The organism is Planococcus sp. YIM B11945 (assembly GCF_050864155.1).
In the GTDB taxonomy this organism is placed as follows: Bacteria; Bacillota; Bacilli; order Bacillales_A; family Planococcaceae; genus Planococcus.
The window spans coordinates 41,754-65,197 of the sequence record NZ_JBOZWR010000005.1 but is presented as its reverse complement, the minus strand read 5'-3'; the positions used below and the strand labels follow the sequence as shown (position 1 = coordinate 65,197).

Below are 23,444 nucleotides of genomic sequence, written 5' to 3'. Positions count from 1 at the left end.
TAGCCTTCTTTTTGCTTAATAGTTTTCGTGTATGGCAAGCGTTGCCCCATGCAAACGCAGCATCGCTTTTGAATGCAATTGCGAAATGCGGGACACACTGACACTTAATACTTCGGCAATTTCCGTCAATTTCAGTTCTTCGTAATAGCAAAGCGATACAACGAGTTTCTCTTTTTCGGGCAAACGGTCAATTGCCTGAGCCAATGCTGCTTTCACGACTTGATCGGTTACGTGGCGCTCTGGCGAAACCACTTTGTCGTTTTCAATCATATTGTATTTCCCAGAAGGCTCATCGTCATCGTAAAGTGTTTCGTCAATGGAAACCATAGCGGACAATGCCGCTTCGGATACCGTTTTGTTCAACTCTGCTTTTGTGATGCCTAGATAAGCGCTGACTTCTTCGTCTGTCACAGAGGCGTTGTTTTCTTGCTCTAGAAGCGCGTACGCTTTTTCAATTTTCTTCACTTTGTCCCGCACCGAACGCGGCAGCCAATCGCTTTGGCGAAGCCCATCGATAATGGCCCCTTTAATGCGCCACGTGGCATACGTTTCAAATTTCAAATCGCGTTGTATATCAAATTTATCGAGGGCATCCAGCAAACCCTCGTATGCCAAGCTGCGTATGTCGTCTTTATCCACGGACTTAGGCAAGCTGATCATAAAACGTTGGATCAAAAAATCGACCAACGGCAAATACTGCTGGACTAAATATTCACCTGCCTCGGGATCACGCTGCTGCTGCCAGTCTTCCCAGTAACTTATTTCATGCGTCGACAATTTACTATTCAATATGAGTTTCACCACCCGTTATAAGATCAAGCATGCCGATATTTAAAGTTTCGTCCAATGATATTCCGTAAAACAGCTTCGCTTGCCGCTGGCGTCTTCGCTGTTTTGCTCCATATCAATAAAAGTAAGAGTAGAATGTCTTAATATCCAAACTATACTTAAAAGAAAGAGCGTAAGGCGGCGACTCCTGCGGGACCAGCACGAGCTGAAGACCCTGGACTGAGCGGAGCGAGGGAAGCGGCTGAAGCCGTGCCCGCGGAAAGCGTCCGCCTGGAGCGATTTCTCCAAGCTATCTACGTTTCTTTTATTTAAAAAGCATCTTCAATAAGAAGCCTTTGATTCCGAGTTTGTAAGGGACGGGAAGTTCGAGAAATTCGCCTGCGAGTTTTTGCATGGCTCGGGTGGCTTGGGTGCCGGGATAGGCGAGCGTAAAGGGAATTTGCTTTTTGACGGCCGCCGGTACGTTCGGGTCGTTCGGGATAAAGCCCAGCGTCCCAATTTGCTTAGACAAAAACTGCTCCGTAACTTTTTTAAAGTTCTCAGCTGTTTGCACGCCTTCTTTGTCGCTCGTGCATTGATTGACCACCAATTTCATGTGGACATTTTGGTCACGTGAGTGGACCATCTTCACGACCGAATAGGCATCCGTAATCGACGTGGGCTCTGGCGTTGTGACCAAAACCACATCGTCTGCCGCTAAAATGAACCGCAGATTCTCGTAAGACAGCCCTGCCCCGGTATCCAAAATAATGTAATCCACCAATCCTTGGATTTGGCTCAATTCTTCGAAGAATTTATTCAGCTTCGACTCGTCCATTTGGAACAAATCGTTAAAGCCGGTGCCGCCCGAAATGAACAACAAGCCATTTGGCCCTTCTTCAATGATGTCCCAAATCGACAAGCCTTTCTCAAGCATCGATGCAATGGATTCTTCCGGCGATCGGCCGAGCAGCACATCGATGTTGGCAAAGCCCAAATCCACGTCGAAAATCAGCACTTTTTTGTTTTGCGCTACCAAACTCAATGCGAAATTCAACGCGAAGTTGGATTTTCCGACGCCGCCTTTTCCGCTTGTGACTGCGAGGATCCGGGTTTGTCTCCGGTCTTTTTTAAATTTCTGCTTTAGGACCTTGTCCCGTAATTGTTTTGCTTGATCAACCATTGTCATCTTCCCCTAATACGAAGTTTGCTATTAACTCAGGCGTTACGGTTAAAATATCGTCTGGAACATTTTGGCCATTGGCAATGCGGCGTATTGGGATGGAATAATGATAGATCAAATTTAAAATGGCTCCGGCTGAACTGGTCTCGTCTTTTTTCGTCAACAGCAATTCATCCATTTGGATCGTTTTAAAATTATCAATGATTTTTCTCATGTCCTCGTACTTTGAAGTTAAACTCAGCACCAAGTTGATTTGGATTTTGTTTTTATCCGGAAGCATCCGCTCTAAGTCGTCAATATACTGCTTTTGCTGGTAGTTCCGCCCTGCGGTATCCATTAAGATGATGTCGCAATCGCGAAGCCCTTCCATTGCGTGGATCAAATCAGCGGATGATTCCGCCACTTTGATCGGGATATTCAAAATACTTGCGTACGTTTTCAGCTGCTCCACTGCCGCAATACGATATGTATCAGACGTGATCAAACCCACTTTTTTGTCCTCGCGCAGCATCAAGTCCGCTGCAATTTTAGCGATTGTTGTCGTTTTCCCAACCCCCGTCGGACCAATAAAACAAATGATTTCCGGATTTTTAGCAGCCGGCGTTTTTTGGTGTTCGTTGACGAGGCGGAGCACTTCGCTGCGGGCGAATGCATTAACTTCCAATTCGGTAAGCGCTGGTTTTTTTTCCAATTCAAGCATCAGCTTCGCAAACAATTCGGACTGGATTTCCGGTGCGATTTCCTGCTGGGCCAACCGCTGGTTCAGCGGCTTCAACACTGCTGGCAACCGGTCTTCTCCAATCACTTGCATCATCACGTGCTTGATGTTTTTCAGTTCGTTGATCAAGTCGCTGTCCGGTTGCTGGACTTGCTGGACAACCGGGTGAGGAGCCGGTTCAACTACCGGAACTGGTTCTTGAACGGGCGCTGGAAATTCCAGCTTTGCGGGTTCCATTTTCTTCTTTTTCTCCGCCGATTGGGTTTCGACTGCCGCGATCACTTCAAGTTTTTCTTTTTTAAAGAAGCCCATGAAGCCGCCGGTTTTGATTTTTTTTGTATTCAGTATGAGCGCATCTGCCCCCAAATCTTTTTTGATCATCGGGATTGCTTCGGTCATATTTTGGACCACGTAAGTTTTCAATCTCATTGCGTATTCACCATCCCGCCAATATTCACTACTCCAACACTTTGGATTTCCACTTCCGGTTCTAATTCGTTATACGACAGGACTGGAAGGTCAGGCGCAAACCGTTCAATAAACTGGCGCATGTACATGCGGATTGCCGGAGATGTCAGCAAAATTGGCTGGACGCCGGATTGCTGCAGCTGGGCTGCCTGCTCGGAAATCTTTTGGAAAATCGTCTGAGACGATTCCGGATCGATCGACAAATAGCTGCCTTGTTCAGAACGATGCACCGAATCCGCAAATTTCTTCTCAAGGCTCGCGCCCGCTGTAATGACCTGGAGCGGTTCATTGGCAACAGCGTATTGCAGCGTGATTTGCCGCGACAACGCTTGGCGCACGTACTCCGTCAATACATCCGGATCTTTTGTGTGCACCGAATAATCGGCCAAGGTTTCTAAAATCATCAGCAAATTGCGGATCGATACTTTTTCTTTCAACAGCTTCATCAATACTTTTTGCACTTCGCCGATGGCCATCATGTTCGGAATCAATTCTTCGACAACAGCGGGCGAACTTTCCCGGATGTTTTCAATCAGCGCTTTCACTTCTTGTCGCCCGATCAATTCATGCGCGTGGCGCTTGATCACTTCCGTCAAATGCGTAGAGACGACAGACGGCGGATCGACAATGGCGTAGCCGGACATTTCGGCTTCTTCTTTCATTTCTTCATTGACCCAAAGGGCTGGCATGCCGAATGCCGGTTCAATCGTTTCAATTCCTTCAATGCTGTCGTCGTCGATTCCCGGGCTCATCGCCAAGTAATGGTCAAGCATGATTTCACCGGAAGCGACGCGATTGCCTTTTATTTTAATGATGTATTCATTCGGGCGAAGCTGGATGTTGTCGCGGATGCGGATTACCGGCACCACGATGCCCATTTCAATCGCGCATTGCCGGCGGATCATGATGACCCGGTCCAGCAAATCGCCGCCTTGGTTTTTGTCGGCAATCGGAATCAATCCGTAGCCGAACTCAAACTCAATGGCGTCCACATGCAACAAATCGATGACGCTTTCCGGGCTTTTCATTTCTTCGAGTTCTTGCCCTTCGGCAACCGCTTCTTTGTCAACCGTTTTTTCCGCTTTTAAGTTTTGCTGCATTCTAAAGCCGCCAAATGCCACAAGCCCTGCAACCGGCATCACCAAAAGCGGGCTGAGCGGTGTAAAGACCGCGAATAACGTCAATGTTCCGGCAACAATGTAAAGCAGTTTCGGATGCGCAAAAAGCTGCTTCGTAATATCCGAACCAAGATTTCCTTCTGATGCAGCCCGAGTGACCACGATTCCAGCAGCTGTCGAAATCAACAGCGCTGGAATCTGGCTGACCAAGCCATCCCCAATTGATAACAGTGTAAAGAGCTGAGCCGCTTCGGCAAAAGGCATGCCATGGACAACCATACCGATGACTAAGCCGCCGATGATGTTAATCAGCACAATGATGATTCCGGCAATTGCGTCTCCTTTGACAAACTTGCTGGCACCGTCCATAGCTCCGTAGAAGTCGGCTTCTTGTCCGACTTTTTCACGGCGTTTGCGCGCTTCCGTATCGGAAATCATGCCGGCGCCAAGATCGGCGTCGATGCTCATTTGTTTTCCGGGCATCGAATCAAGCGTGAACCGCGCCGCTACTTCCGCAACGCGCTCCGACCCTTTTGTAATAACCAAAAATTGAATAATGACCAAGATCAAGAAAACGAGAATCCCGATAATCGGGCTTCCGCCGACTACGAAATTACCGAACGTTTCTACAACTTCCCCGCCTGTGCGGTTGGTTAAAATCGAGCGCGTCGTCGAGACGTTCAGCCCGAGGCGGAATAAAGTCGTGAGCAATAACAGCGTCGGGAAAATAGAGAATTCCAATGCCTCTTTCGTATTCATCGCAACCAGGATAATGGTCAAGGAAATACTGAGGTTGATCATGATCAAGACGTCTAACAACATCGGTGGAAGCGGGATGACCATCATCACCACAATCATGATTACGGATACTAAGATAACAAAATCTTTGACTTTCAATGTATTTCCTCCTGCGCAGTTTTCATTTGATCTTGCCTTTTAAGCGGTAAATGTATGCTAAAACCTCGGCCACCGCCAGGAACAAGTCTTCAGGAACATAATCCCCGACTTCCACTTGTGCGTATAACGCGCGGGCGAGCGGTTTATTTTCCATAATCACAATATCGAGTTCTTTTGCTTTTTCTTTGATTTTTAAAGCCAGGTGGTCTTTTCCCATGGCAATGACCATCGGCGCTTCCATCGTTTCCGCATCGTACTTGATGGCGATTGCGTAATGCGTCGGGTTGGTGATGAGGACATCGGCATTCGGCAAATCCTGAATCATGCGGTTCATGCTCATTTGCCGCTGCTTTTCTTTTATTTTCGATTTGATCAAAGGATCGCCTTCTGCTTTCTTGGCTTCATCCCGGATATCTTGCTTCGACATGCGAATGCCTTTTTCAAACTCAAACTTTTGGTACATATAATCTAAAATGGCTAAAACGAGTAATATAACGCCGGCGACGACTGCTAGTTGAATGGTCAGTCCGCCGATAAAAACCAAGGACTCTCCAATGCTTTTGTGCGACAGCAAAAACAATTCATCTTTCTTCCTCCACAACACGAGAAAGGCCGCAGTGCCGATAATGGCAATTTTCAACAACGATTTCAACAGTTCCACCAATGCGCGGACTGCGAATATCTTTTTCGCGCCTTGAATGGGGTCTAACCGATTAAGCTTGGCCATTACGGGCTCGGTTGTAAACATTGCACCTACTTGTACAAAATTCCCTAAAACGCCTAAGACGATGGCTGCGCCCATTAAAGGGGCCATCAGTTTCATGGCGTTAAACGTCATTTGTTCTAAAAGCGTCCGGACGGAAGCAGGCGTCAATTCCCAGCTGATGTATTGGGTAAAATTAATGCGGAAAATGGCCAGAATTTGATCCAGCATCCAACCTCCGGAAACACTTAGCAACATAACGCCGCCAAGCAGGATAAGCGCAGCCGGCACTTCAGGGCTTTTCGCTACTTGGCCTTTCTTTTTCGACTCTTGCCTTTTCTGCGGAGTCGCTTTTTCGGTTTTTTCACCGGAAAAAAACTGTAAGTCTAATGCGAGTGGATATTGTTTTTCCACCTATGCCCCTCCTAGTAAGCTGATCAACTGGGCCATGCTCGTGATAATTTTCTCAAAAAGGCTTTGCAAAATATAAAAGAAAATCGGCATGGACACCAATAACAGGATAAACCCGACAATGATTTTCACCGGGAATCCCACAGCAAAAATGTTTAATTGGGGAACGGTTTTGGCGAGAATGCCAAGCGCCACATCTACAAGAAACAGTGCACCGACAATAGGCAGCGCAATTTGCAGTGCAATCAAAAAGATTTCCACAAACAAATGGGTAAAAAATTGGGCAATGCCTTCTATTTCCACTCCAAACGTCAGCGATTCCACTGGAAACACTTGAATGCTGTGCATGACGCCATCGAGCATCAAATGGTGGCCGTTGACCGTCAGCAAGAAAAGCGTCGCCAGCATGTATTTGAAATGGCCGATAATCGGAACTTGGCTCCCTGTCTGCGGATCCATGACACTGGCGATGGAAAAGCCCATCTGAAAATCGATGAATGCACCGGCGATTTGAATCGTGTACAACACGAGCGCCGCGGTGAAGCCAAGCATAATTCCAACCAGCAATTCTTTAATGATTAAAAAGATGTAAAAAGAGTCTAAAGAAATCGGCTGTTCTGCCGATATACTTGTAAAGGCAATAAAAGCAATAAACACGCCAAGGCCAATCTTAAATTGATTTGGCACACCCTTGATGGAAAAAATCGGCGCTATAAGAAAAAAGCTGGTGAACCGAACGAAAATCAGCAATACATAGGGCAAGGTCTCAAGTATAAAATTTGTCATGCCGCCACTAACCGATTAATCGCGGCAGTTGTTCAAACAAATCTCTAGTGTAATCCAATAAAATGGTCAGCATCCACGGGCCGAATAATACAATAGACAAGAATACCGCTAATATTTTTGGAATAAAGGCCAAAGTTTGTTCTTGAATTTGGGTCATCGCCTGGAAAATACTGACGATCAAGCCGACTCCCAAAGCAATCAGCAACATTGGCGCTGAAACAATGATAATCGTATAAATCGATTGTTCCGCCAGTTTTATTACCATATCTGGAGTCATTCGTGTTCTTCCCTTCAGTTAAAAGCTGACAAGCAGCGATTCGATTATTAAATACCACCCGTCAACAAGGACGAATAACAAGATTTTAAACGGCAATGAAATCATGACCGGCGGAAGCATCATCATCCCCATAGCCATGAGCGTACTGGCGACGACCATGTCGATAACCAAAAACGGAATAAAAATGACGAATCCGATTTGGAAAGCGGTTTTCAATTCGCTGATGGCGAATGCTGGAACGAGTGATGTGAACGGAATATCTTCAATGCTTTCCGGTTTTTCCAACCCGGCGTATTTGAAGAACAGCGCCAAGTCTTTTTCACGCGTGTGCTCTGCCATAAATTCTTTGATTGGAAGCGAAGCCGTATCGAGCGCTTCTTCTTGAGAAGTCTCTCCTGCCAAATAAGGCTGCAAGGCGGTTTCGTTAATTTCGTTAAAAATGGGTGACATGATAAAAAAAGTTAAGAATAAGGCAAGTCCAACGAGCACTTGGTTTGGCGGCATCGATTGCGTACCGAGGCCGGTCCGCACAAATGACAAGACGATGATGATGCGCGTAAAGCTGGTGACCATGATCAAGATGGCCGGCGCTAATGACAAGATTGTCATCAGGAAAAATAATTGCAGAGTCGTCGATACATCTTGTGGCGATTCACCGCCAAAATCAACTCCCGGAATATTGATGGAAAGCAAGATTTCTGGCATCATGATGAACTACCTTCTTTTTCGTCCGCTTTGCCTAATTCCTCGGCAATTCGATCTTGTTTGATTTTTTGCTTGTTCAAGCTTTGGTTGAATAATTGGTTAAATCCGCTGTCCACTTTTGTTTCAGTCCGGCCGGTGAGCTTGTCTTTGACATAGCCGACAAGCGGGTTGGATAAAATTGTCGTTTGGTTATCCAAATCTTTTTCGATCGTTTGGATTTCGTCTGTGTCTGAGATTTCTTTAATCAACGTGACTTGGTCGCCGACGCCGATTAAATATACTTGCGCGCCAACTTTTACAAGTTGAAGCGATTTGTTGTTGCCGAGCGGCGTGCCGCCCATCAGTTTAACGGCTTGGTTCGGCTGAAACTTTTTCTGGCGAAGCGCCAAAAATTTGATCAAACCGTAAATCATACCCAATATGAGTAGCGTATACAACACCAGCTTGCCGATGATTACCGTGAGGCTTTTGTCTTCCGTGACCACCGGGTCGGCTGTTTCCTCAACTTCCGCATCCGGCTTCTCATCTTCCAGCCACTCGACCACGTTCGGATCTTCCGCTTGGACTGGCTGGGGGATGGAAACCGTTAAAAACGAGAACAATATAAGTGCCGCAAGGGCATACAATGAAATTTTCTGGCTCACACTTCGCAAACTCCTTACTGAAATAAGTTGAACTCATTATCGTCTTGTGCCGATATTTCGCAAAACAGCTCCACGAAAACCGTGTGCTCCTGCAGCGTTACACGCTTCGTCGCAAAGCCTTGCCCTCGCAAGTTTCGGTCAAGACTTGGCTAAACGCCCGAGTGTCGGGCACTTCATCGCTACGCTGCTCCCGCGGGAGTCTCCGCTGTTTTGCTCCATATCTTCTAGCTAGCAGTAATATAGCGTTACTATAAGTGCTCTCTTTTACAATCTAGAAATATCTTAGCTTCGGCGCGTCCAAGGGGTAAGCGAAGTAAGAAGACAGGCGGTTTTTGCCTGGCTTCTTACGGGAGCTATCCCCAGAGCGACCGAAGCGGCTTAAAAGAGTCGATTCATTAGTTCAACTTACAGAAATGTCTTATCGCAGTTTCGAAATGCGATCTGCTGTACTTAAAATATCGGTTACTCGTACGCCAAAGTTTTCATCAATGACGACTACTTCGCCGACTGCAATCAGTTTATTGTTGACCAGGATATCGACAGGTTCTCCTGCTAATTTATCCAGTTCAATAATCGACCCTTGGGAAAGGCTTAAAATTTCTTTTACCATGCGTTTCGTGCGTCCTAGTTCAACCGTTACTTGAAGCGGAATGTCGAGCAGCATGTTTAAGTTGTTCGGTTCGGCGCTAACTGAAGTTGTTTCATCAAAGCTTGAAAACTGGACGCTTTGGATATTTGGCGCAGAATTAGAATTTGAAGCTTTATTCGTTGATTGGTTCGTTGATTGATATTCCATTTCGTGTGTCTCCTCCGGACCGTCCTCGTTCGTCGAATCGGTTAATATTCCCACAATCTGTTTGGCCAATTGGACAGGGATGCAAAGTTGGAAATCGATCGTTTTTTGGCTGCTGATTTTCACTTGGAAAAGCGCCTCTACAAACCACTCTTCTTGTGTAAATTTCGAGATTGGGAAATCCTCTTGCTGGTTCACCACGTCCATGCCGGACAATGAATGAGTTACTTCCTGCTCCAATACCGTCGCCATCGACTGCGATACCGATCCAAACATTTGCTCAATCACTTCTTGGATCAGCCCAAATTGTTTTTCCATATCCTCTGCTTGGCTTTCGCCATCAATCTTTTTCACAAGAATTTCCACATCGCTTTTGCTGACAGCGACAATTTGCATTCCTTTGATATCTCCTGTGTATTCTCCGAGTACCACAAAAAATGGCGATTGCATGTTTTCGAACAAGCCATCTTTATGCTTAACCGATAATTTCGGAGCCGCAACCGTTACTTGTTCAGAAAACAAAGCGGAAAGCACGGCTGATGATCCACCCAGCGAAACGGTCAATAACTCGGTTACCGCTTCTTTTTCAACTTTTGACAGTGAACTTTTTGACATTGTCGTTCCCTCCGATTTCATTTGCCCTAACAATCCTTTAATTTCATCCGGAGATAATTTATCAATGGTCATCCGATTCACTCTCTTCTCCGTAAACGTTGGTCACTTGAATTGCCGTCCGGCCTTTTGAAACACCGGGTTGAGCAAAAAATTTCTGTTGGTCATCCACTAAGACAATCACTGGATCATCATACGCTTCGTTCAAACGAATAATATCGCCGCTTTTCAAGTTCAAAAAATCACCGATTTCAATTGTGGATTTTCCAAGCAGCGCTTTAATTTCCAATTTGGTCGTTTGCAGTTTTTTCTCTAACGCTTCAATTTCATGATCTTCACGCGCTTTTTTTTGGCTTGCTAGCCAGTGGCGCGCTGAAAGCTTCGGCAAAATTTCTTCTAGCGCAAGGTGAGGCAAGCAAATATTGATCGTGCCCTCGATGTCGCCGATTTTTGCCTGCAGCGATACAAGAATAATCGTTTCGTTTGGCGCTGAAACCGTCAAAAACTGCGGATTTACTTCGATTTCTTTTAGTTCTGGCTCTATTTTCACAACAGAAGTCCAAGCATCCTTGAAACTATTGAGTGCGTTGATAAACACCCGCTCGATCAAGCTCAGTTCGATTTCGGTCAAATCGATGTTTGGTACAGACGTACCGCCTTGGCCGCCGAGCATCCGGTCCAGCATGACGTACGCTGTATCCGGTGAAAACTCCATCACGATGCTGCCCTGAAGCGGCGGTGCTTTAATGACGCCCAAAATGGATTTTTCTTTTACGTTTTGAATAAATTCCTCGTACGAATACTGTTCAACCGAAGAAACGGAAAGCTGCACATACGTACGGAGCATCGTGGAAAGATAAGAAGTGAACAACCGTGCAAAGTTCTCATGGATTCTTGTCAATGTCCGGATTTGATCTTGCGAAAAGCGCAGCGCTTTTTTGAAATCATAGGTTTGGACTTTTCTTCCCACGTTTTCTTTGTCTTGCTTGGCTTCTTCTGTTCTTATCGAAGACAGCAGCACTTCGATGTTTTCATCAGATAAATAATTGACCATGGTTGCCCTCCCTTCATTCTTCCAAATTCGGCTCCTTCAAGCTCGTTAACAAATTGACCTTCTGGTAAAAGGCCGTTACTTTATCCGTAACTTCCTCAACCGATTCCAGCACATGGATTTTCTTGCCCGAAACGAGTGTGACCACTGTGTCCGGTGTGGCTTCCAGCCGTTCAATGTAAATCGCGTTTATCGAAAAAGGAGTTCGGTTTAATTTCGTCAATTGAATCATGTAAAAGCGGAGAGAGAGAAGACGCCTTCTCTCTCATCCTGCCCCCCTTATATTATCGTTTCGAGTTAACAACTTTCCGCAGAAATTTATTACCTATTAAAATTCACAATTAATATCTTCAGCATAGCAGATATGAAATGTGCATTTCGCGTGGCTGCAGTCCCATGGTTTCTACCAAACTTTTCGGAATTGCAGCAGCCTCCATTACATATAACGCATAAATGGAGAAATCGGACTTTAATTGAGCGAAAAAATTGGCGAGAGGAGGAATTTCCCCTCTCACCTAGGCATAATTATCGTTTCAAGTTCACGACTTCTTGCAGGATTTCATCTGAAGTGGTAATGGTCCGTGAGTTTGCTTGGAATCCGCGTTGTGCAATAATCATTTCCGTGAACTCTTCCGTTAAATCAACGTTCGACATTTCAAGCATGCCAGAAGCGAGTTGTGTGTTATTTGATGTAGCCGTACCTAGTGCAGTATTAGCTGGCATCCCGTACATAGAACCGCCTACTTTGCTAAGTCCTGAAGGGTTTGTTGGTGAAACAACAGCCATCGTTTGTCTGCTGCCTGCTATTTCTGCCCCGCTGGCATCCAGACTGATTACTTCACCGGCAGCGTTGATAGAAAAGGAATCAGCACCCGCTACATTGATTGGTTGTCCATTTTGCCCCAATACGTTATAACCTTGCGAAGTCACTAAGTTTCCACCTTCATCTACTCCAAAGTTCCCAGCACGCGTCAAAAATTGTTGCCCACCGTTTTCTACCACGAAGAATCCGTCTCCTTGGATCGAAACATCCGTGCCTACCCCTGTATTCATCGATGAACCAGCTGTATGCACAACGTTGATTGCTCCAGTCGTTGATCCAAGCCCAACTTGCATCGGGTTCGTGCTTTTACCGGACAAGTTCTGGCTCAATAAATCTTGGAAATTGATTGTGCTTTTTTTGTAGCCGACTGTGTTGACGTTGGCGATGTTGTTGCCGATGACGTCTAGTTTTGTTTGGAAGCCTTTCATACCTGACACACCTGAATATAATGAACGTAACATGTAATTTTCCCCTTTCAAGAACTGTCCTTGCCCCGCGAAGGATTAGACTGTTTCTTGTTGAATAGTTGGTTCGGTTTGCTTTTCGATACGGTTGATGTCGTTAAGCGCCACTTTCACGCCATTTTCAAGTTCTACTTGAAATTCGCCGTTTTTCTGCGACAACGCTTTGACTGTGCCTTCTCCTGATACGAGCTGGCCGTTTACTTCTTGTTCCCAATAGACTTTATTGCCAATTAAATCAGCATGATCGGCCAAGGTTTTGTTTCCTTGCCCCGACATAAATTGAGTCATCGTAGTGTTTAAGTTGGTCAACTGCTCTAAGCTGCTGAACTGCGCCATCTGCCCAATAAATTCCGTATCTTTTAATGGTTCCATCGGGTTTTGGTTTTTCATCTGCGTGACTAGGATTTTTAAGAAAGCATCTTTGCCAAGACCGTTTCCGGCTTCAGTCGTTTTTGTTGCAGATGCCGATTGGGTATTGACGGAAATCGCATTGTTTACATTCATGGCTTGGCCCTTCTTTCTTAGATGGTGTAATCCACCTTCATCACCGAGCCGCCATTCGGCTGCTGCCGGACGATTGCGGCTGTTTCTTCTTCCATTCGCTGGTAGCCGTTGCGCGAGCGCACATTTTGTCCTTGCTTTTGCTGCTGTGAAAAACGCTGGTCGGGATTGGCGCTTTGCTGGCCAAACGATTGGCCCGTGCTCTGCTGGGTGATTTCGATTTTTTCAACGGCGATGCCTTGTTGAAGCAGCGAGTTTCTCAAGATGTTCGCCTGCATGTCCAGCGCTTCTTTTGCCGCTAAACTGCTAGTGAAAATTTGGGCAATCATTTTTCCATCGGTTGACGTTAACCGGATATCCAAATGGCCAAGGTGTTCAGGGAAAATGCTGACTTTGATCTGTTTCGTATCGCCTTCTCCGTTCAAGCGGAAATTGCCGCGCATCACTTCGCCCAGCTCTTCTACGAGATTGGACATGCGGACTGCCGCTGGCGGAGCAGGTGCTTCCGGACGGGCAGCGGCTTGGCTCGCTTTCGCCGTGTCAGCTGACGGAGCTGGAACACTTTGCGTTGGCTCTGCTGCTTCCATTGGCTGCGCCGGTTCTTGCGGTGCTGAAACCGGCGGTTCACTTGTACTTGGTGCTTGTTTCGCTAAGTCAGCAGCCAGAAGTGGTGCCGGTTGAATCTCTGCCGGCTTTATCTCAGTTGGCTGAACCAAATTTGCCGGTTCTTGCACTAAGCCGGTCACTTGCTTCAGCACTTGTTCCAATTGCTGGACTTGCTTGACGGATGCTTTAGCTTCGGTTTCTTGTTGCTCTGTTTCAAGCTGTTGGACAAATGCGGTCACTTTGCCGAATGCCTCGTCTAAGTTTTTCGGATTGCCCGGAACTTTCGGAGCGTCCTTGTTTTCTGGAGGTGCTGGTTCTGTTATCTTTTTCAGTTCCTGAATCGCTTCTTCAAGCAAGCCTATCAGCTTTTCTTGGGCTGTTGGATCGCTTGCCAATTTTTCGATAGCCGGCTGGCTAAGCGCAAGCGGTTTCGCTGCCGGTTCTTCTATGACGGCTGCTGCAGCGGGAGTGGATGCTGCCAGCTCTGTTGTTGGTGTTTCTGTTGTTAATGATGCAACTGTTTCTGTCGGCACAGGATTAATGACAGCTTTTCCATTCAATATCGGTTGGCTGGCAACGGCGTTTGCCGGAGACTCACTAACACCTTCAACTGCGCTCGTTCCTTGCGCCAAACTTTCTGCTGGTGCTTGTGGAGTCAGCAATTGCATCAATGCCTGCAGCATCTCCTGCTGTTCCGGCGTCAAATTGTCTTGCGGCAATTTTTCTAGCCCTTCAAGCATTTGCTCCAGTTTTCCGAGAAGCTCTTGTTTCTGGTCTTCCGTAGTCGTTTGCGTTTCAGCAGTTCCGCTTGACACTGCATTCAACAATGAAGCAAAGTCGACAGTTTCACTTGTCGCTGCAGACGCGGTTTTGGTTTCCGAAGCCTTGCCTGTTTGCTTGATCGGTGTTTGGAAAGATAACGATATGGTGTTCATCGGTTCACCCTCTTTCCGCTAAGCTGGCTTGTGAATTCCGGAAAAACCGGGTGCTGGCGATTTCATCAAAAAAGATTTGTTCTTCCGCTTTCGCTTGTTCTTCAAACAAAATCAATTTTTGTTCTTTCAAATTGATCCATGTTTTTTCTTCTTTTGCTTTGTCCTGCAAATGCGTTTGCGTTTTTACAACGTTCTTTTGCAAATGCTCCAGCTCACGGTTTGAAAACATCAATTGGTCTTGCAGCTGTTGGATGTAATCCATCAGCATCCGCAATTCTGAAATGTTGACGCCGCCTTGCTGTTTTTCTTTTTTTAACTGCTCGGCATCTTCCAGCTTGTTGTAAATCGCTTGTTTTTTCTGATAGCCGACTTCTTCTTGCTTGATCGCATCCGCCATTTGGATTTGTGCAAAGCCTTTTTCATTTTCTTTTAAATCCAAAATCTTTTGAAACCGAAAGTTAAAATGTGTCACGTTTGCACTCCTCCAAATTGCGTTGTTAAGCGGCCTGCGCTTTCTTCCAGTTTTGCTTTTTCGTAAATGTCTTGCTGCAAGTATTCGCGAATGAGTGGATAAGAACGGATGGCGTCATCAATTTCTTTGTTTGCCCCGCTTTTATACGCCCCGATATTAATCAAATCTTCTGATGCGTTATAAGATGCAAGCAGTCGTTTAAACTCGACCGCCGCTTGGTTATGTTCTTTTGAAACCACTTCGTGCATGACCCGGCTGACACTGGCCATGACGTTGATCGCTGGAAACTGGCCTTTTTGGGCAATTTTCCGGTCGAGCACAATGTGCCCGTCCAAAATTCCGCGGACCGCATCGGCAATCGGCTCGTTCATGTCGTCGCCGTCCACCAAGACTGTGTAAAACGCGGTAATCGATCCTTTGCTCGATGTGCCGGACCGTTCCAAAAGCTTCGGCAACAATGCAAACACGCTCGGCGTATAGCCTTTGCTTGTCGGCGGTTCGCCAACTGCCAGCCCAACTTCGCGCTGCGCCATTGCAAACCGCGTCACCGAATCCATCATCAACATGACGTTTTTTCCTTGATCGCGGAAGTATTCCGCAATCGCCGTAGCCGTTAAAGCACCTTTTATGCGCTGAAGCGGTGTCTGATCAGACGTCGCCGCCACAACCACGGATTTTTTCAAGCCTTCAGGGCCTAAATCGCGTTCAATAAAATCACGGACTTCGCGGCCCCGCTCACCGACTAGCGCAATAACGTTGATGTCAGCTTCCGTATTGCGGGCAATCATGCCCATCAACGTACTTTTACCGACGCCGCTTCCGGCGAAAACGCCGATGCGCTGGCCTTGGCCGACCGTCAACAACCCGTCAATAGCGCGGACGCCCACTTCAAGCGGCTTGTCGATCCGCGGCCTGCTCAGCGGATTCGGCGGCATGTTGTTCGTTGAATAATTGGTCAAGCCTTTTGGAAGCGTGCTTTCATCGAGCGGTTTGCCCATGCCGTCTAATACTTTTCCTAAAATGGATTGCCCTACTTTGATTTGCAGGGGTGATCCAGTCGCCACCACCAAACAGCCCGGCCCGATTGCCGAGATGTCCCGCAGCGGCATCAACAATACTTTGTTTTCTTTAAAACCGACGACTTCCGCTTCAATCGGCCGGTCATGTTGGTTCGGATAAAGCAAACACAGCTCGCCCATTTTGGCGTAGGGACCGCGGGATTCGATCGTCAAACCGATCACTTGAACCACTTTGCCGTGTTTTTTTACCGGCTCGATTTCATCTAGTAACGCCAAATACTCATCTTTCCGAAAGGTCATCGTTTGTCTTCTCCTCAAAATACATGAGCAATTGCTTTTTAATTTCCGTTAATTCGCCGTCGACCGTCGCATCGTATGAGCCGCTAGCGGTATGGATCATGCAGTCCCCGTTTTTTAAATTGGCAACGGGAATAATTTTTAATGCAGAATCTGCCCGAACATAGGTTTTAAGTTCTTCCAAAAAGGGTAGAATGACCGGGTAGTCTTCCGAAGACACTTGCATGAGCACGTCTTCGGACTCTTCAACTTGCATCAATGCCTGTTTAACGACGGTGATTAGCTGTTCACCGTGCTGCTTTAATTCTGTTTTAATCACTTTTTCGGCCACTTTCACGCTGAGTTCCAATAAAAACGGTTCCGCTTGCTGAATGATTTTGTCTTTTTCAGCATAGGCGGTTTCCAGTAGTTGCTGCATGTCTTGCCGTTTTTCCCGAAATTCGTTTTCTGCTTCGAGCACGCCTTGGTCGAAACCCGCTTGAAATCCTTGGGCAGATGCTTCTTCAGCAAGCCGCTGGGCTTCTCGCGCCGCTTCTTCCTGTTTTTCTCGCCACCATTGTTCAATGGCAGTTTGCGCTTCTTCTTGCTCGCGTTTTATTTTTTCCTGCAATTGGACATACTGAGTTTCCAGTGATTCAAATTCTTGCAACATGAACTGTTTTTGCTCGCCGGCAGTTAACTTCCGGTCTGCGAAAACGGATTTTTTGGTTTCTATTTTTTTTGGCTGGATAATTTTTGTGTCGTGCGGCACGGTGATTTGAGAGCGAATGATGTTAGACAATCATTTCATCCCCTTCACCGCGGGAAATGATGATTTCACCCTTCTCTTCCAGGCTGCGAACCAATGCCACAATATTCGTTTGAGCATTTTCCACATCTTTCAGTTTCACAGGGCCCATCAATTCGATTTCTTCTTTGATCGATTCGGCTCTACGTGCAGACATATTGCGGTAAATGCCATCTTTCACTTCTTCGTTCGCCACTTTCAGTGCATACGTCAAATCGGCGTCGTTTACTTCGCGGATAATCCGCTGAACCGAACGCGTATCCAACAAGACGATGTCTTCGAAGACAAACATCCGTTTCTTGATTTCTTCGACCAATTCCGGTGAATTTTTTTCCAGCTCGGTGAGGATGGTTTTTTCGGTGCCGCGGTCAACTTTGCTCAGCACTTTGACAATGGCTTCCAACCCTCCCGTTGCGGCATAGTCTTGAGAACCGGTTGCGGTCAGCTTGCGCTCGAGTATTTGTTCCACTTGGTGAATCACTTCAGGCGATGTGCTTTCCATCAACGCAATTCGCCGTGCCACTTCCGCTTGTTTTTCAGCAGGCAGTTGGGACAAAATTTGCGAAGATTGCTTGGAATCCAAATAAGAAAGAACAAGCGCAATTGTTTGGGAATGTTCGTGCTGTAAAATGCTCAACAATTGGTTCGGATCGGCTCTTCTCGCAAAATTGAACGGTTTTACTTGCAATCGGCTCGTTAAACGGCCGATGGTGTCCAATGCCTTATCTTTCCCCAATGCTTTTTCAAGAATTTCCCGCGCGTAATCCAATCCGCCCTCGCTCATGAAGTCCTGTCCAAGAATCATTCCGTAGAATTCACTCAACACTTCTTCTGTTTGGCTGTTTTTCAATTGGCGAACATTCGAAATTTCCAGCGTCAATTGGTCGATTTCCTGTTCCGTCAACTGTTTAAAGATCTCAACAGATACATCAGGCCCTAACCCGACGAGCAACACAGCTACTTTTTGAATACCTGTCAGCTTTTTTGTGATTTGATTAACCATGTGCCATTCTCCTACTCTTCAGCCATCCATGTCCGCAACAACTTCGCAAAGTCGTCCGGCCGCTCTTTCGCCAGTTTCTCAATCGTTTTCCGTTTCGGATTGGTAACTGAACTTAAATCATCAAAATTAATTTCTTCTATTCCATCTTCTTTTATGCTCATTGGTTGAGTGAACATATCAAAATTAAAGTCTTCGAGTGCTTCTTCTTTTGACTTTTTCTTGCGCAAAACAAGAACGAGCACAACTGCAAGCAACGCTACTGCCACTCCTGCAATGATCATAAACAATAAATTGCCGGTAAGCGTGTCGATCCACGATGCCGGTTTTGGTTCTGCAGTGGCAACCGCAGCCGGTTTTCCTTGGAATTCAGTGGCAAATACCGAAATCCGGGTGTCTAATTCTTCATCCGTCACGGGTTTTCCGCTCATGCTAAGCGAAGTGCTAACGGTGTTTTTCAATAGATTGCTGATGTCGTCAATGTTTTCTTGCGTTAAACTTGCCGGGTTTTGTGGATTCGGGGGTTCTACGCCGACATTGATCGTAATATCGTCAATCACGTACGGGCTTGTTTCGATTTGGCGGTTGATCCGGTTGACTTCGCGGTTGATCCGCTCTTCGGTTTTTTCGGATTCGGTGTTGCCGCCTTCACCGGCTGCCGGGTAATTGGCAATTTCCGTCTCACCCGTTCCGGTTGTGTCATCAACGGTTGCGCCTTCGCTCGAATACGTTTCAACGATTCGCTCAACACTGATGTCGATGCCTTCGTTTGTTTCTTTATTGACCGCTTCAACGAGGTTTTCTTCCCGTTTTTCTTGTGTAAAGTCCATGCTGGTCATAACCGATACGACCACTTTGTCTTGCCCAAGCGTCAAACCGAGCATTTGCTGCAATTGGCGCTGAATGTCTTGTTCAATGTCTTTTTTGATTTCACTTTGCTGCTGGTAAACAGACAAGCTTGTGTCCATTTTGTTTTCTTCTTCTGCTTCAAACACTTGGCCGTTTTGGTCCATGATCACAATTTGGTCAGCCGGCAGATCCGGAACACTTTTGCTGATCAAGTGGTAAAGGCCGTTGATTTGTTTCGGATCCAACTGGAAAGTCGGATCGCCTTGAATAACTACCGATGCGGTCGCTACTTGCTCTTCATCGGTAATCCAAACATTTTCTTTTGGCAAGGTAATCATAACGTTCGCTTCCGAAACGCCGTCGATTTGTTTAATCAACGAAGCGAGCTCGTTTTGCATGGCGTCCCGCTCAACCACATCAAAGTGGCGGTCGGTCATGCCAAGCCCCATGTTCTCGCTAAAAATGCCGTAATCGACATTGCCGCTTTCCGGAATTCCCTCGGCAGCTAAGTTCACTTTTAAATTGGCGATTTCTTCTTCCGGCACACTAATCGTCGTGCTGTCCGATGACACTTCAACCGGAATTCCTTGTTCTTCAATAGCGGTTTTGATTTCGCCCGCTTCTGAAGCTGTAAGACCCGAGTAAAGTGTTCCGTAATGTTCTTGATTGCTGAAAAACACGAAAACAAACAGCAAAATGAGGGTAGCAAAAAACGAACCGGCTACCGTCCACTTCATTGTCGGCGAAAATGCGCCCCATGATTGTGTAACTTTCTCTTTAAATCCTGCTATCTTCTCTTTCATTTACGCTTCATCCCTCATCTTATCAAGGATCATAATTGCATTCTCATCACTTCTTGGTAAGCTTCGACTACTTTATTGCGCACTTGCACGGTCATTTCGAGTGAAAGGCTCGCTTTTTGCGCAGCAATCATCACTTCGTGGACATCTTCCACTTGGCCGGTTACCAATTGGCCGGTCAGTTTATCGGATTCGTTTTGTGCTGCATTTACATCTTGCAGCGCTTTTTTGAAAATTTCTCCAAAACCTTCCGTCTTGTTTTCGGAATTCGGTTTTGATGCGGCCGGACTTTGAATCATTGGGGTTTGAAGCATGCTAATTTTATCCATGGTGCACTCCCTTACGTTTTAGAATGTGGTGGCAGTGATATTCCGCAAAACAGCTCCGCTTTCCTGCGGGCTTGCGCCGAACTAACTCGGGCTAAGCGCCCGAGTGTCGGGCACTTCATCGCTACGCTGCTCCCGCGGGAGTCTCCGCTGTTTTGCTCCATATCTTTTAGTCGACTTGCTATAAAATAAGACTTTTACTTGTAGTTTCATATGAAATTAAGAAATTTCTTAGCTTCGGCGCGTCCAAGGGCGCAGGCGTAGGCCGACGAAGCAAGAAGACAGGCGATTTTCCTGGCTTCTTGCGGGAGCTATGCCCAAAGCGACCGAAGCGGCTTATTAAGAATTACACTGTTCTAACTTATTTGCCGATTTCTAATGCTTTCATAAACATGCTTTTTGAAGCGTTCATCGCTGTGACGTTCGCTTCATATGAACGAGTAGCCGACATCAAGTCGACCATTTCTTTTACAGGATCCACATTGGAAGATAAGACGTAGCCTTCTTCGTTGGCATCCGGGTGAGATGGATCGTATGTTTGCACAAATGGCGCTTGGTCTTCTTTGATGCGGGAAACGTTGACTCCCGATACTTCGCCATTGCCTTTATTGATCGTCGATTGCAGTTTTTGTTCGAATGGAGAAACTCCGTTCTGTGTCAGCTCAACCGTTTTTCGGCGATACGGCAGCCATTCGCCATCAACCAGTTTTGCACGGTTGGTATTGGCGTTCGCGATATTAGAAGAAACAACGTCCATCCGCAAACGGTTTGCCGTTAATCCTGAAGCACTGATATTCAATCCATTAAATAAACTCATGTTTACCGCCCTCCACTAATGACTGTACGCAAACTATTGAACTTGCCATTCATGCGGTCGGTCATTGCGTTATACCATAATTGGTTTTTCGCCAACTCGGACATCTCTAAGTCCATGTCGACGTTGTTGCCGTTCGCGTTGTATTGCGAGGATTCGTTCACCTTGATAGCAGGATTCGATGATGAAGAACCATTTCCAAACGAAAGGTGTCTTGGATCTGTCTTATAGCTGGAAATGGCAGAGTCTTTCAAAACTCCATTTAACGTAGATTGAAAATCGACATGCTTGCTTTTGTAATTTGCCGTGTCGACGTTTGCAATATTAGAAGAGTGGACACGCTGTTTTAATGTGGCCGCTGATAATCCTTGTTCCAATGACTGAAAAGATTGCGAAAAAAGTTTCATCCTTCTGCCCCTTTGCCTATATATTTTCAAATAAAAATCCACCTTAAAAAAGGTGGATTTACGTAAAACAATCCATCTTTCGGCAACCCGGCTGCCTTATAACTTTGTACGTAGGCCCGTGGCTTTGCGTCCTCTTCTTTCGAAAAGTTTGCCATTTATCGTTTTTGTAACTGCTCTATTTTAAACTCGTCAATTTGTACTATTTTAAAATAAATGTTCCAACACATAGTATCATGATTCTATTAATTTGTATATTTTTCTTTTAAAATTTTTTTCTACTGTATTTTCCATTAATATATATAAATATTCCTAAATACGTGTTAAGCTTACGAAATAATCATCATATTCTTCAATGAGAGGAAGTACCTGTCTATGTTTCGTGGTTTATACACTGCCACATCCGGCTTAATGGCCCATAATCGAAAACAACAAATTCTAACCAATAACTTGGCCAATGCCAGCACTCCAGGATTCAAACAAGACCAAACCGTCTTGCGCGCTTTTCCGGAGCAGTTGCTTAGTGCAATGGGCAAAGGCACCCCTGCTGCAGGCGGTTCCAACAAGATTGGCACGTTGAACACCGGGGTTTATGCCCAGGAAGGAATTCCTTCTTTTTTGCAAGGCGCATTAAAAGAAACCGGAAATTCCACGGATGTTGCGTTAATGTCTGAACTGCTGCCGGTCAATCCGGACACTGGGCAAAAAGGCACCATCATGTACGGGGTGCAAACCGAGAACGGCGACATTCGTTATACCCAAAATGGCCAGTTTACCGTTGATCAAAATGGGGTCTTAAAGACTAGTGACGGACACACCGTCTTAGGACGTGACTTATCTCCTATAAATGTTGGATCCGAGAAGTTTTCGATTCAAGACAATGGGCAGATTTCCTTGGAAAATGGAACAACGGCTGGCAGCTTGTGGATTGGATATACCGAAGATCCGGCGCAATTGGTGAAAGAAGGCCAAGGCTTGCTGCGTTGGGGAGGAAATCCGCAAAATGTTCCGCAGTCAGTTGAAGAGGTTCCGCTTTTAGCCAATTCCGCTTCTTTTGTCCGCCAAGGGTTTCTTGAACAGTCCAATGTCGATTTGACGCAAACGATGACGGAGATGATGAGCACGTACCGCGGCTTTGAATCCAACCAAAAAGTCATTCAAGCGTATGACCGCAGCATGGAAAAAGCCGTCAATGAAATCGGCCGGATTTACTAAGGGGGTTAACTAGATGAATATCCAAATGAATACAGCAGCCACGACAATGCGTGAGCTGCAGAAAAAAGTCGATATGATTGCCAACAACATTTCGAACGTCAACACATCAGGCTACAAACGCCAAGAAGCAAATTTCTCGGATGCGTTGGTTCAGTCGTTTGAACGGCAAGCGACGCCGCAGCGTGAAGCCGGCCGATCCACTCCTTACGGAATCCGAATTGGAGCAGGCGCAATCAACACACACACGAGTATCCGCACCGAGCAAGGAAGCATTAAGCAAACCGGTAACCAGCTCGACTTTATGATCCAAGGCGATTCCGGATTTTTCCGGGTGGCGTCTGAAGGAAGAACGCTTTACACAAGAGACGGTTCGTTCCACGTTCAGCCTAACGGCGACCAAGTAAACTTGGTTACTGCAAGCGGAGCTGCCGTGCTCGACAGCAACAACCAGCCGATTTCCTTTGACGGAGATTACAAATCCATTAAAACAAATGAAAACGGCCTCGTTGAAGTGACTTATAAAGACCCCGCTAAACAACCGACTCAATTCCAATTAAGCATCGCGACGGTCAACCGGCCAAACATGCTTGAAAAATTAGGCGGCAACAACTACCAGCTTCCCGGAACGGAAGCCGAACAACTAGCGAACGGCACATTGCAACTTGGCGATGGCACAGTGAACATTAGCCAAGGCGCACTTGAAATGTCGAATGTCGATTTAACGGACGAAATGACGGAATTGATTTCCACTCAACGCTTGCTTGAATCCCAAGGGCGATCGATCAAATTCGCTGATGACATGATGGGCTTAGTCAACACGATGAAGGGATAAGAAAAAGAGCAGATGCCAAGTTGCATCTGCTCTTTTTTTATTGGTTTGGCCTTCGGCAAATTTCGCTGTTTTCTTCAGACGTCTTTGCCAGTTTGCATTCGATTAAATAGCGCAAAAGCATTAAACTTTTTGACGAAAAACTACGTTTACCAGCCTACTGATAAGC

At 46.2% G+C, this 23,444-nt stretch carries 25 protein-coding genes and 1 riboswitch; of the genes, 2 read left to right on the top strand and 23 right to left on the bottom strand.

The window, feature by feature from the left end; translation table 11 throughout:
- Window positions 1-15 precede the first annotated feature (15 nt).
- From ACRRQV_RS11645 to flgB, 23 genes are all read right to left on the bottom strand, one after another.
- Window positions 16-792 (bottom strand): FliA/WhiG family RNA polymerase sigma factor, encoded by a 777-nt coding sequence (locus tag ACRRQV_RS11645; RefSeq protein ID WP_432531319.1) that lies wholly within the window; start codon window positions 790-792, stop codon window positions 16-18.
- A gap of 301 nt (window positions 793-1,093) precedes the next feature.
- Complete coding sequence (locus tag ACRRQV_RS11640; protein WP_432530975.1) at window positions 1,094-1,951, bottom strand: MinD/ParA family protein; 858 nt, start codon at window positions 1,949-1,951, stop codon at window positions 1,094-1,096.
- The gene (gene flhF / locus ACRRQV_RS11635) at window positions 1,944-3,098 is read right to left on the bottom strand and encodes a flagellar biosynthesis protein FlhF (protein WP_432530973.1); all 1,155 of its coding nucleotides are present in this window, start codon (window positions 3,096-3,098) and stop codon (window positions 1,944-1,946) included. Before flhF ends, ACRRQV_RS11640 begins: the two co-directional genes overlap by 8 nt.
- The gene (gene flhA, locus ACRRQV_RS11630; protein ID WP_432530971.1) at window positions 3,095-5,152 is read right to left on the bottom strand and encodes a flagellar biosynthesis protein FlhA; all 2,058 of its coding nucleotides are present in this window, start codon (window positions 5,150-5,152) and stop codon (window positions 3,095-3,097) included. The genes flhF and flhA overlap by 4 nt, the downstream gene beginning before the upstream one ends.
- A 22-nt stretch (window positions 5,153-5,174) precedes the next feature.
- On the bottom strand, window positions 5,175-6,269 hold the full coding sequence (flhB, locus tag ACRRQV_RS11625; protein ID WP_432530969.1) for a flagellar biosynthesis protein FlhB: 1,095 nt from the start codon (window positions 6,267-6,269) through the stop codon (window positions 5,175-5,177).
- Window positions 6,270-7,052 carry a flagellar biosynthetic protein FliR gene (gene fliR / locus ACRRQV_RS11620; protein ID WP_432530967.1) on the bottom strand — a complete coding sequence of 261 codons (783 nt, stop codon included), beginning with the start codon at window positions 7,050-7,052 and terminating at the stop codon, window positions 6,270-6,272. It lies immediately after the preceding gene.
- Window positions 7,053-7,059: 7 nt separating this feature from the next.
- Entirely contained in the window at window positions 7,060-7,329 is a 270-nt protein-coding gene (gene fliQ / locus ACRRQV_RS11615) for a flagellar biosynthesis protein FliQ (protein WP_432530965.1), read from the bottom strand.
- An 18-nt stretch (window positions 7,330-7,347) separates the two neighbouring features.
- Window positions 7,348-8,037 carry a flagellar type III secretion system pore protein FliP gene (gene fliP, locus ACRRQV_RS11610; protein ID WP_432530963.1) on the bottom strand — a complete coding sequence of 230 codons (690 nt, stop codon included), beginning with the start codon at window positions 8,035-8,037 and terminating at the stop codon, window positions 7,348-7,350.
- Window positions 8,034-8,678, bottom strand: a complete 645-nt coding sequence (locus ACRRQV_RS11605; RefSeq protein ID WP_432530961.1) for a flagellar biosynthetic protein FliO — start codon at window positions 8,676-8,678, stop codon at window positions 8,034-8,036. Before ACRRQV_RS11605 ends, fliP begins: the two co-directional genes overlap by 4 nt.
- A gap of 418 nt (window positions 8,679-9,096) precedes the next feature.
- Window positions 9,097-10,158 carry a flagellar motor switch phosphatase FliY gene (gene fliY / locus ACRRQV_RS11600; protein ID WP_432530959.1) on the bottom strand — a complete coding sequence of 354 codons (1,062 nt, stop codon included), beginning with the start codon at window positions 10,156-10,158 and terminating at the stop codon, window positions 9,097-9,099.
- Window positions 10,148-11,137: a flagellar motor switch protein FliM gene (gene fliM, locus ACRRQV_RS11595; protein ID WP_432530956.1), complete on the bottom strand. Its 990-nt coding sequence runs from the start codon at window positions 11,135-11,137 to the stop codon at window positions 10,148-10,150. The genes fliY and fliM overlap by 11 nt, the downstream gene beginning before the upstream one ends.
- A gap of 13 nt (window positions 11,138-11,150) precedes the next feature.
- The gene (locus tag ACRRQV_RS11590; protein ID WP_432530954.1) at window positions 11,151-11,366 is read right to left on the bottom strand and encodes a flagellar FlbD family protein; all 216 of its coding nucleotides are present in this window, start codon (window positions 11,364-11,366) and stop codon (window positions 11,151-11,153) included.
- A gap of 293 nt (window positions 11,367-11,659) precedes the next feature.
- Window positions 11,660-12,418 carry a flagellar basal-body rod protein FlgF gene (gene flgF / locus ACRRQV_RS11585; protein ID WP_432530952.1) on the bottom strand — a complete coding sequence of 253 codons (759 nt, stop codon included), beginning with the start codon at window positions 12,416-12,418 and terminating at the stop codon, window positions 11,660-11,662.
- Window positions 12,419-12,460: 42 nt separating this feature from the next.
- Window positions 12,461-12,925, bottom strand: coding sequence for a flagellar hook assembly protein FlgD (gene flgD, locus ACRRQV_RS11580; RefSeq protein ID WP_432530950.1), 465 nt, complete (start codon window positions 12,923-12,925; stop codon window positions 12,461-12,463).
- Window positions 12,926-12,942: 17 nt separating this feature from the next.
- Window positions 12,943-14,463 carry a flagellar hook-length control protein FliK gene (locus tag ACRRQV_RS11575; protein WP_432530948.1) on the bottom strand — a complete coding sequence of 507 codons (1,521 nt, stop codon included), beginning with the start codon at window positions 14,461-14,463 and terminating at the stop codon, window positions 12,943-12,945.
- A gap of 4 nt (window positions 14,464-14,467) precedes the next feature.
- The gene (gene fliJ, locus ACRRQV_RS11570) at window positions 14,468-14,935 is read right to left on the bottom strand and encodes a flagellar export protein FliJ (protein WP_432530946.1); all 468 of its coding nucleotides are present in this window, start codon (window positions 14,933-14,935) and stop codon (window positions 14,468-14,470) included.
- Entirely contained in the window at window positions 14,932-16,254 is a 1,323-nt protein-coding gene (gene fliI, locus ACRRQV_RS11565) for a flagellar protein export ATPase FliI (RefSeq protein ID WP_432530944.1), read from the bottom strand. Before fliI ends, fliJ begins: the two co-directional genes overlap by 4 nt.
- Window positions 16,235-17,032: a FliH/SctL family protein gene (locus ACRRQV_RS11560; RefSeq protein ID WP_432530942.1), complete on the bottom strand. Its 798-nt coding sequence runs from the start codon at window positions 17,030-17,032 to the stop codon at window positions 16,235-16,237. Before ACRRQV_RS11560 ends, fliI begins: the two co-directional genes overlap by 20 nt.
- The gene (fliG, locus tag ACRRQV_RS11555) at window positions 17,025-18,041 is read right to left on the bottom strand and encodes a flagellar motor switch protein FliG (protein ID WP_432530940.1); all 1,017 of its coding nucleotides are present in this window, start codon (window positions 18,039-18,041) and stop codon (window positions 17,025-17,027) included. The genes ACRRQV_RS11560 and fliG overlap by 8 nt, the downstream gene beginning before the upstream one ends.
- Before the next feature lie 11 nt (window positions 18,042-18,052).
- Entirely contained in the window at window positions 18,053-19,690 is a 1,638-nt protein-coding gene (fliF, locus tag ACRRQV_RS11550; protein ID WP_432530938.1) for a flagellar basal-body MS-ring/collar protein FliF, read from the bottom strand.
- Window positions 19,691-19,719: 29 nt separating this feature from the next.
- Window positions 19,720-20,016 carry a flagellar hook-basal body complex protein FliE gene (gene fliE / locus ACRRQV_RS11545; RefSeq protein WP_432530936.1) on the bottom strand — a complete coding sequence of 99 codons (297 nt, stop codon included), beginning with the start codon at window positions 20,014-20,016 and terminating at the stop codon, window positions 19,720-19,722.
- A 358-nt stretch (window positions 20,017-20,374) separates the two neighbouring features.
- Window positions 20,375-20,830, bottom strand: coding sequence for a flagellar basal body rod protein FlgC (gene flgC / locus ACRRQV_RS11540; protein ID WP_432530934.1), 456 nt, complete (start codon window positions 20,828-20,830; stop codon window positions 20,375-20,377).
- Window positions 20,831-20,832: 2 nt separating this feature from the next.
- Window positions 20,833-21,234, bottom strand: coding sequence for a flagellar basal body rod protein FlgB (gene flgB, locus ACRRQV_RS11535; RefSeq protein WP_432530932.1), 402 nt, complete (start codon window positions 21,232-21,234; stop codon window positions 20,833-20,835).
- Window positions 21,235-21,312: 78 nt separating this feature from the next.
- A riboswitch (cyclic di-GMP riboswitch) is annotated at window positions 21,313-21,397 on the bottom strand.
- A gap of 209 nt (window positions 21,398-21,606) precedes the next feature.
- On the opposite strand from flgB, the gene ACRRQV_RS11530 reads away from it, so the two are divergent.
- Together ACRRQV_RS11530 and ACRRQV_RS11525 are read left to right on the top strand one after the other, a co-directional pair.
- Window positions 21,607-22,446: a flagellar hook-basal body protein gene (locus ACRRQV_RS11530; protein ID WP_432530930.1), complete on the top strand. Its 840-nt coding sequence runs from the start codon at window positions 21,607-21,609 to the stop codon at window positions 22,444-22,446.
- Window positions 22,447-22,459: 13 nt separating this feature from the next.
- Window positions 22,460-23,278 (top strand): flagellar hook-basal body protein, encoded by an 819-nt coding sequence (locus ACRRQV_RS11525; protein ID WP_432530928.1) that lies wholly within the window; start codon window positions 22,460-22,462, stop codon window positions 23,276-23,278.
- Window positions 23,279-23,444 lie beyond the last annotated feature (166 nt).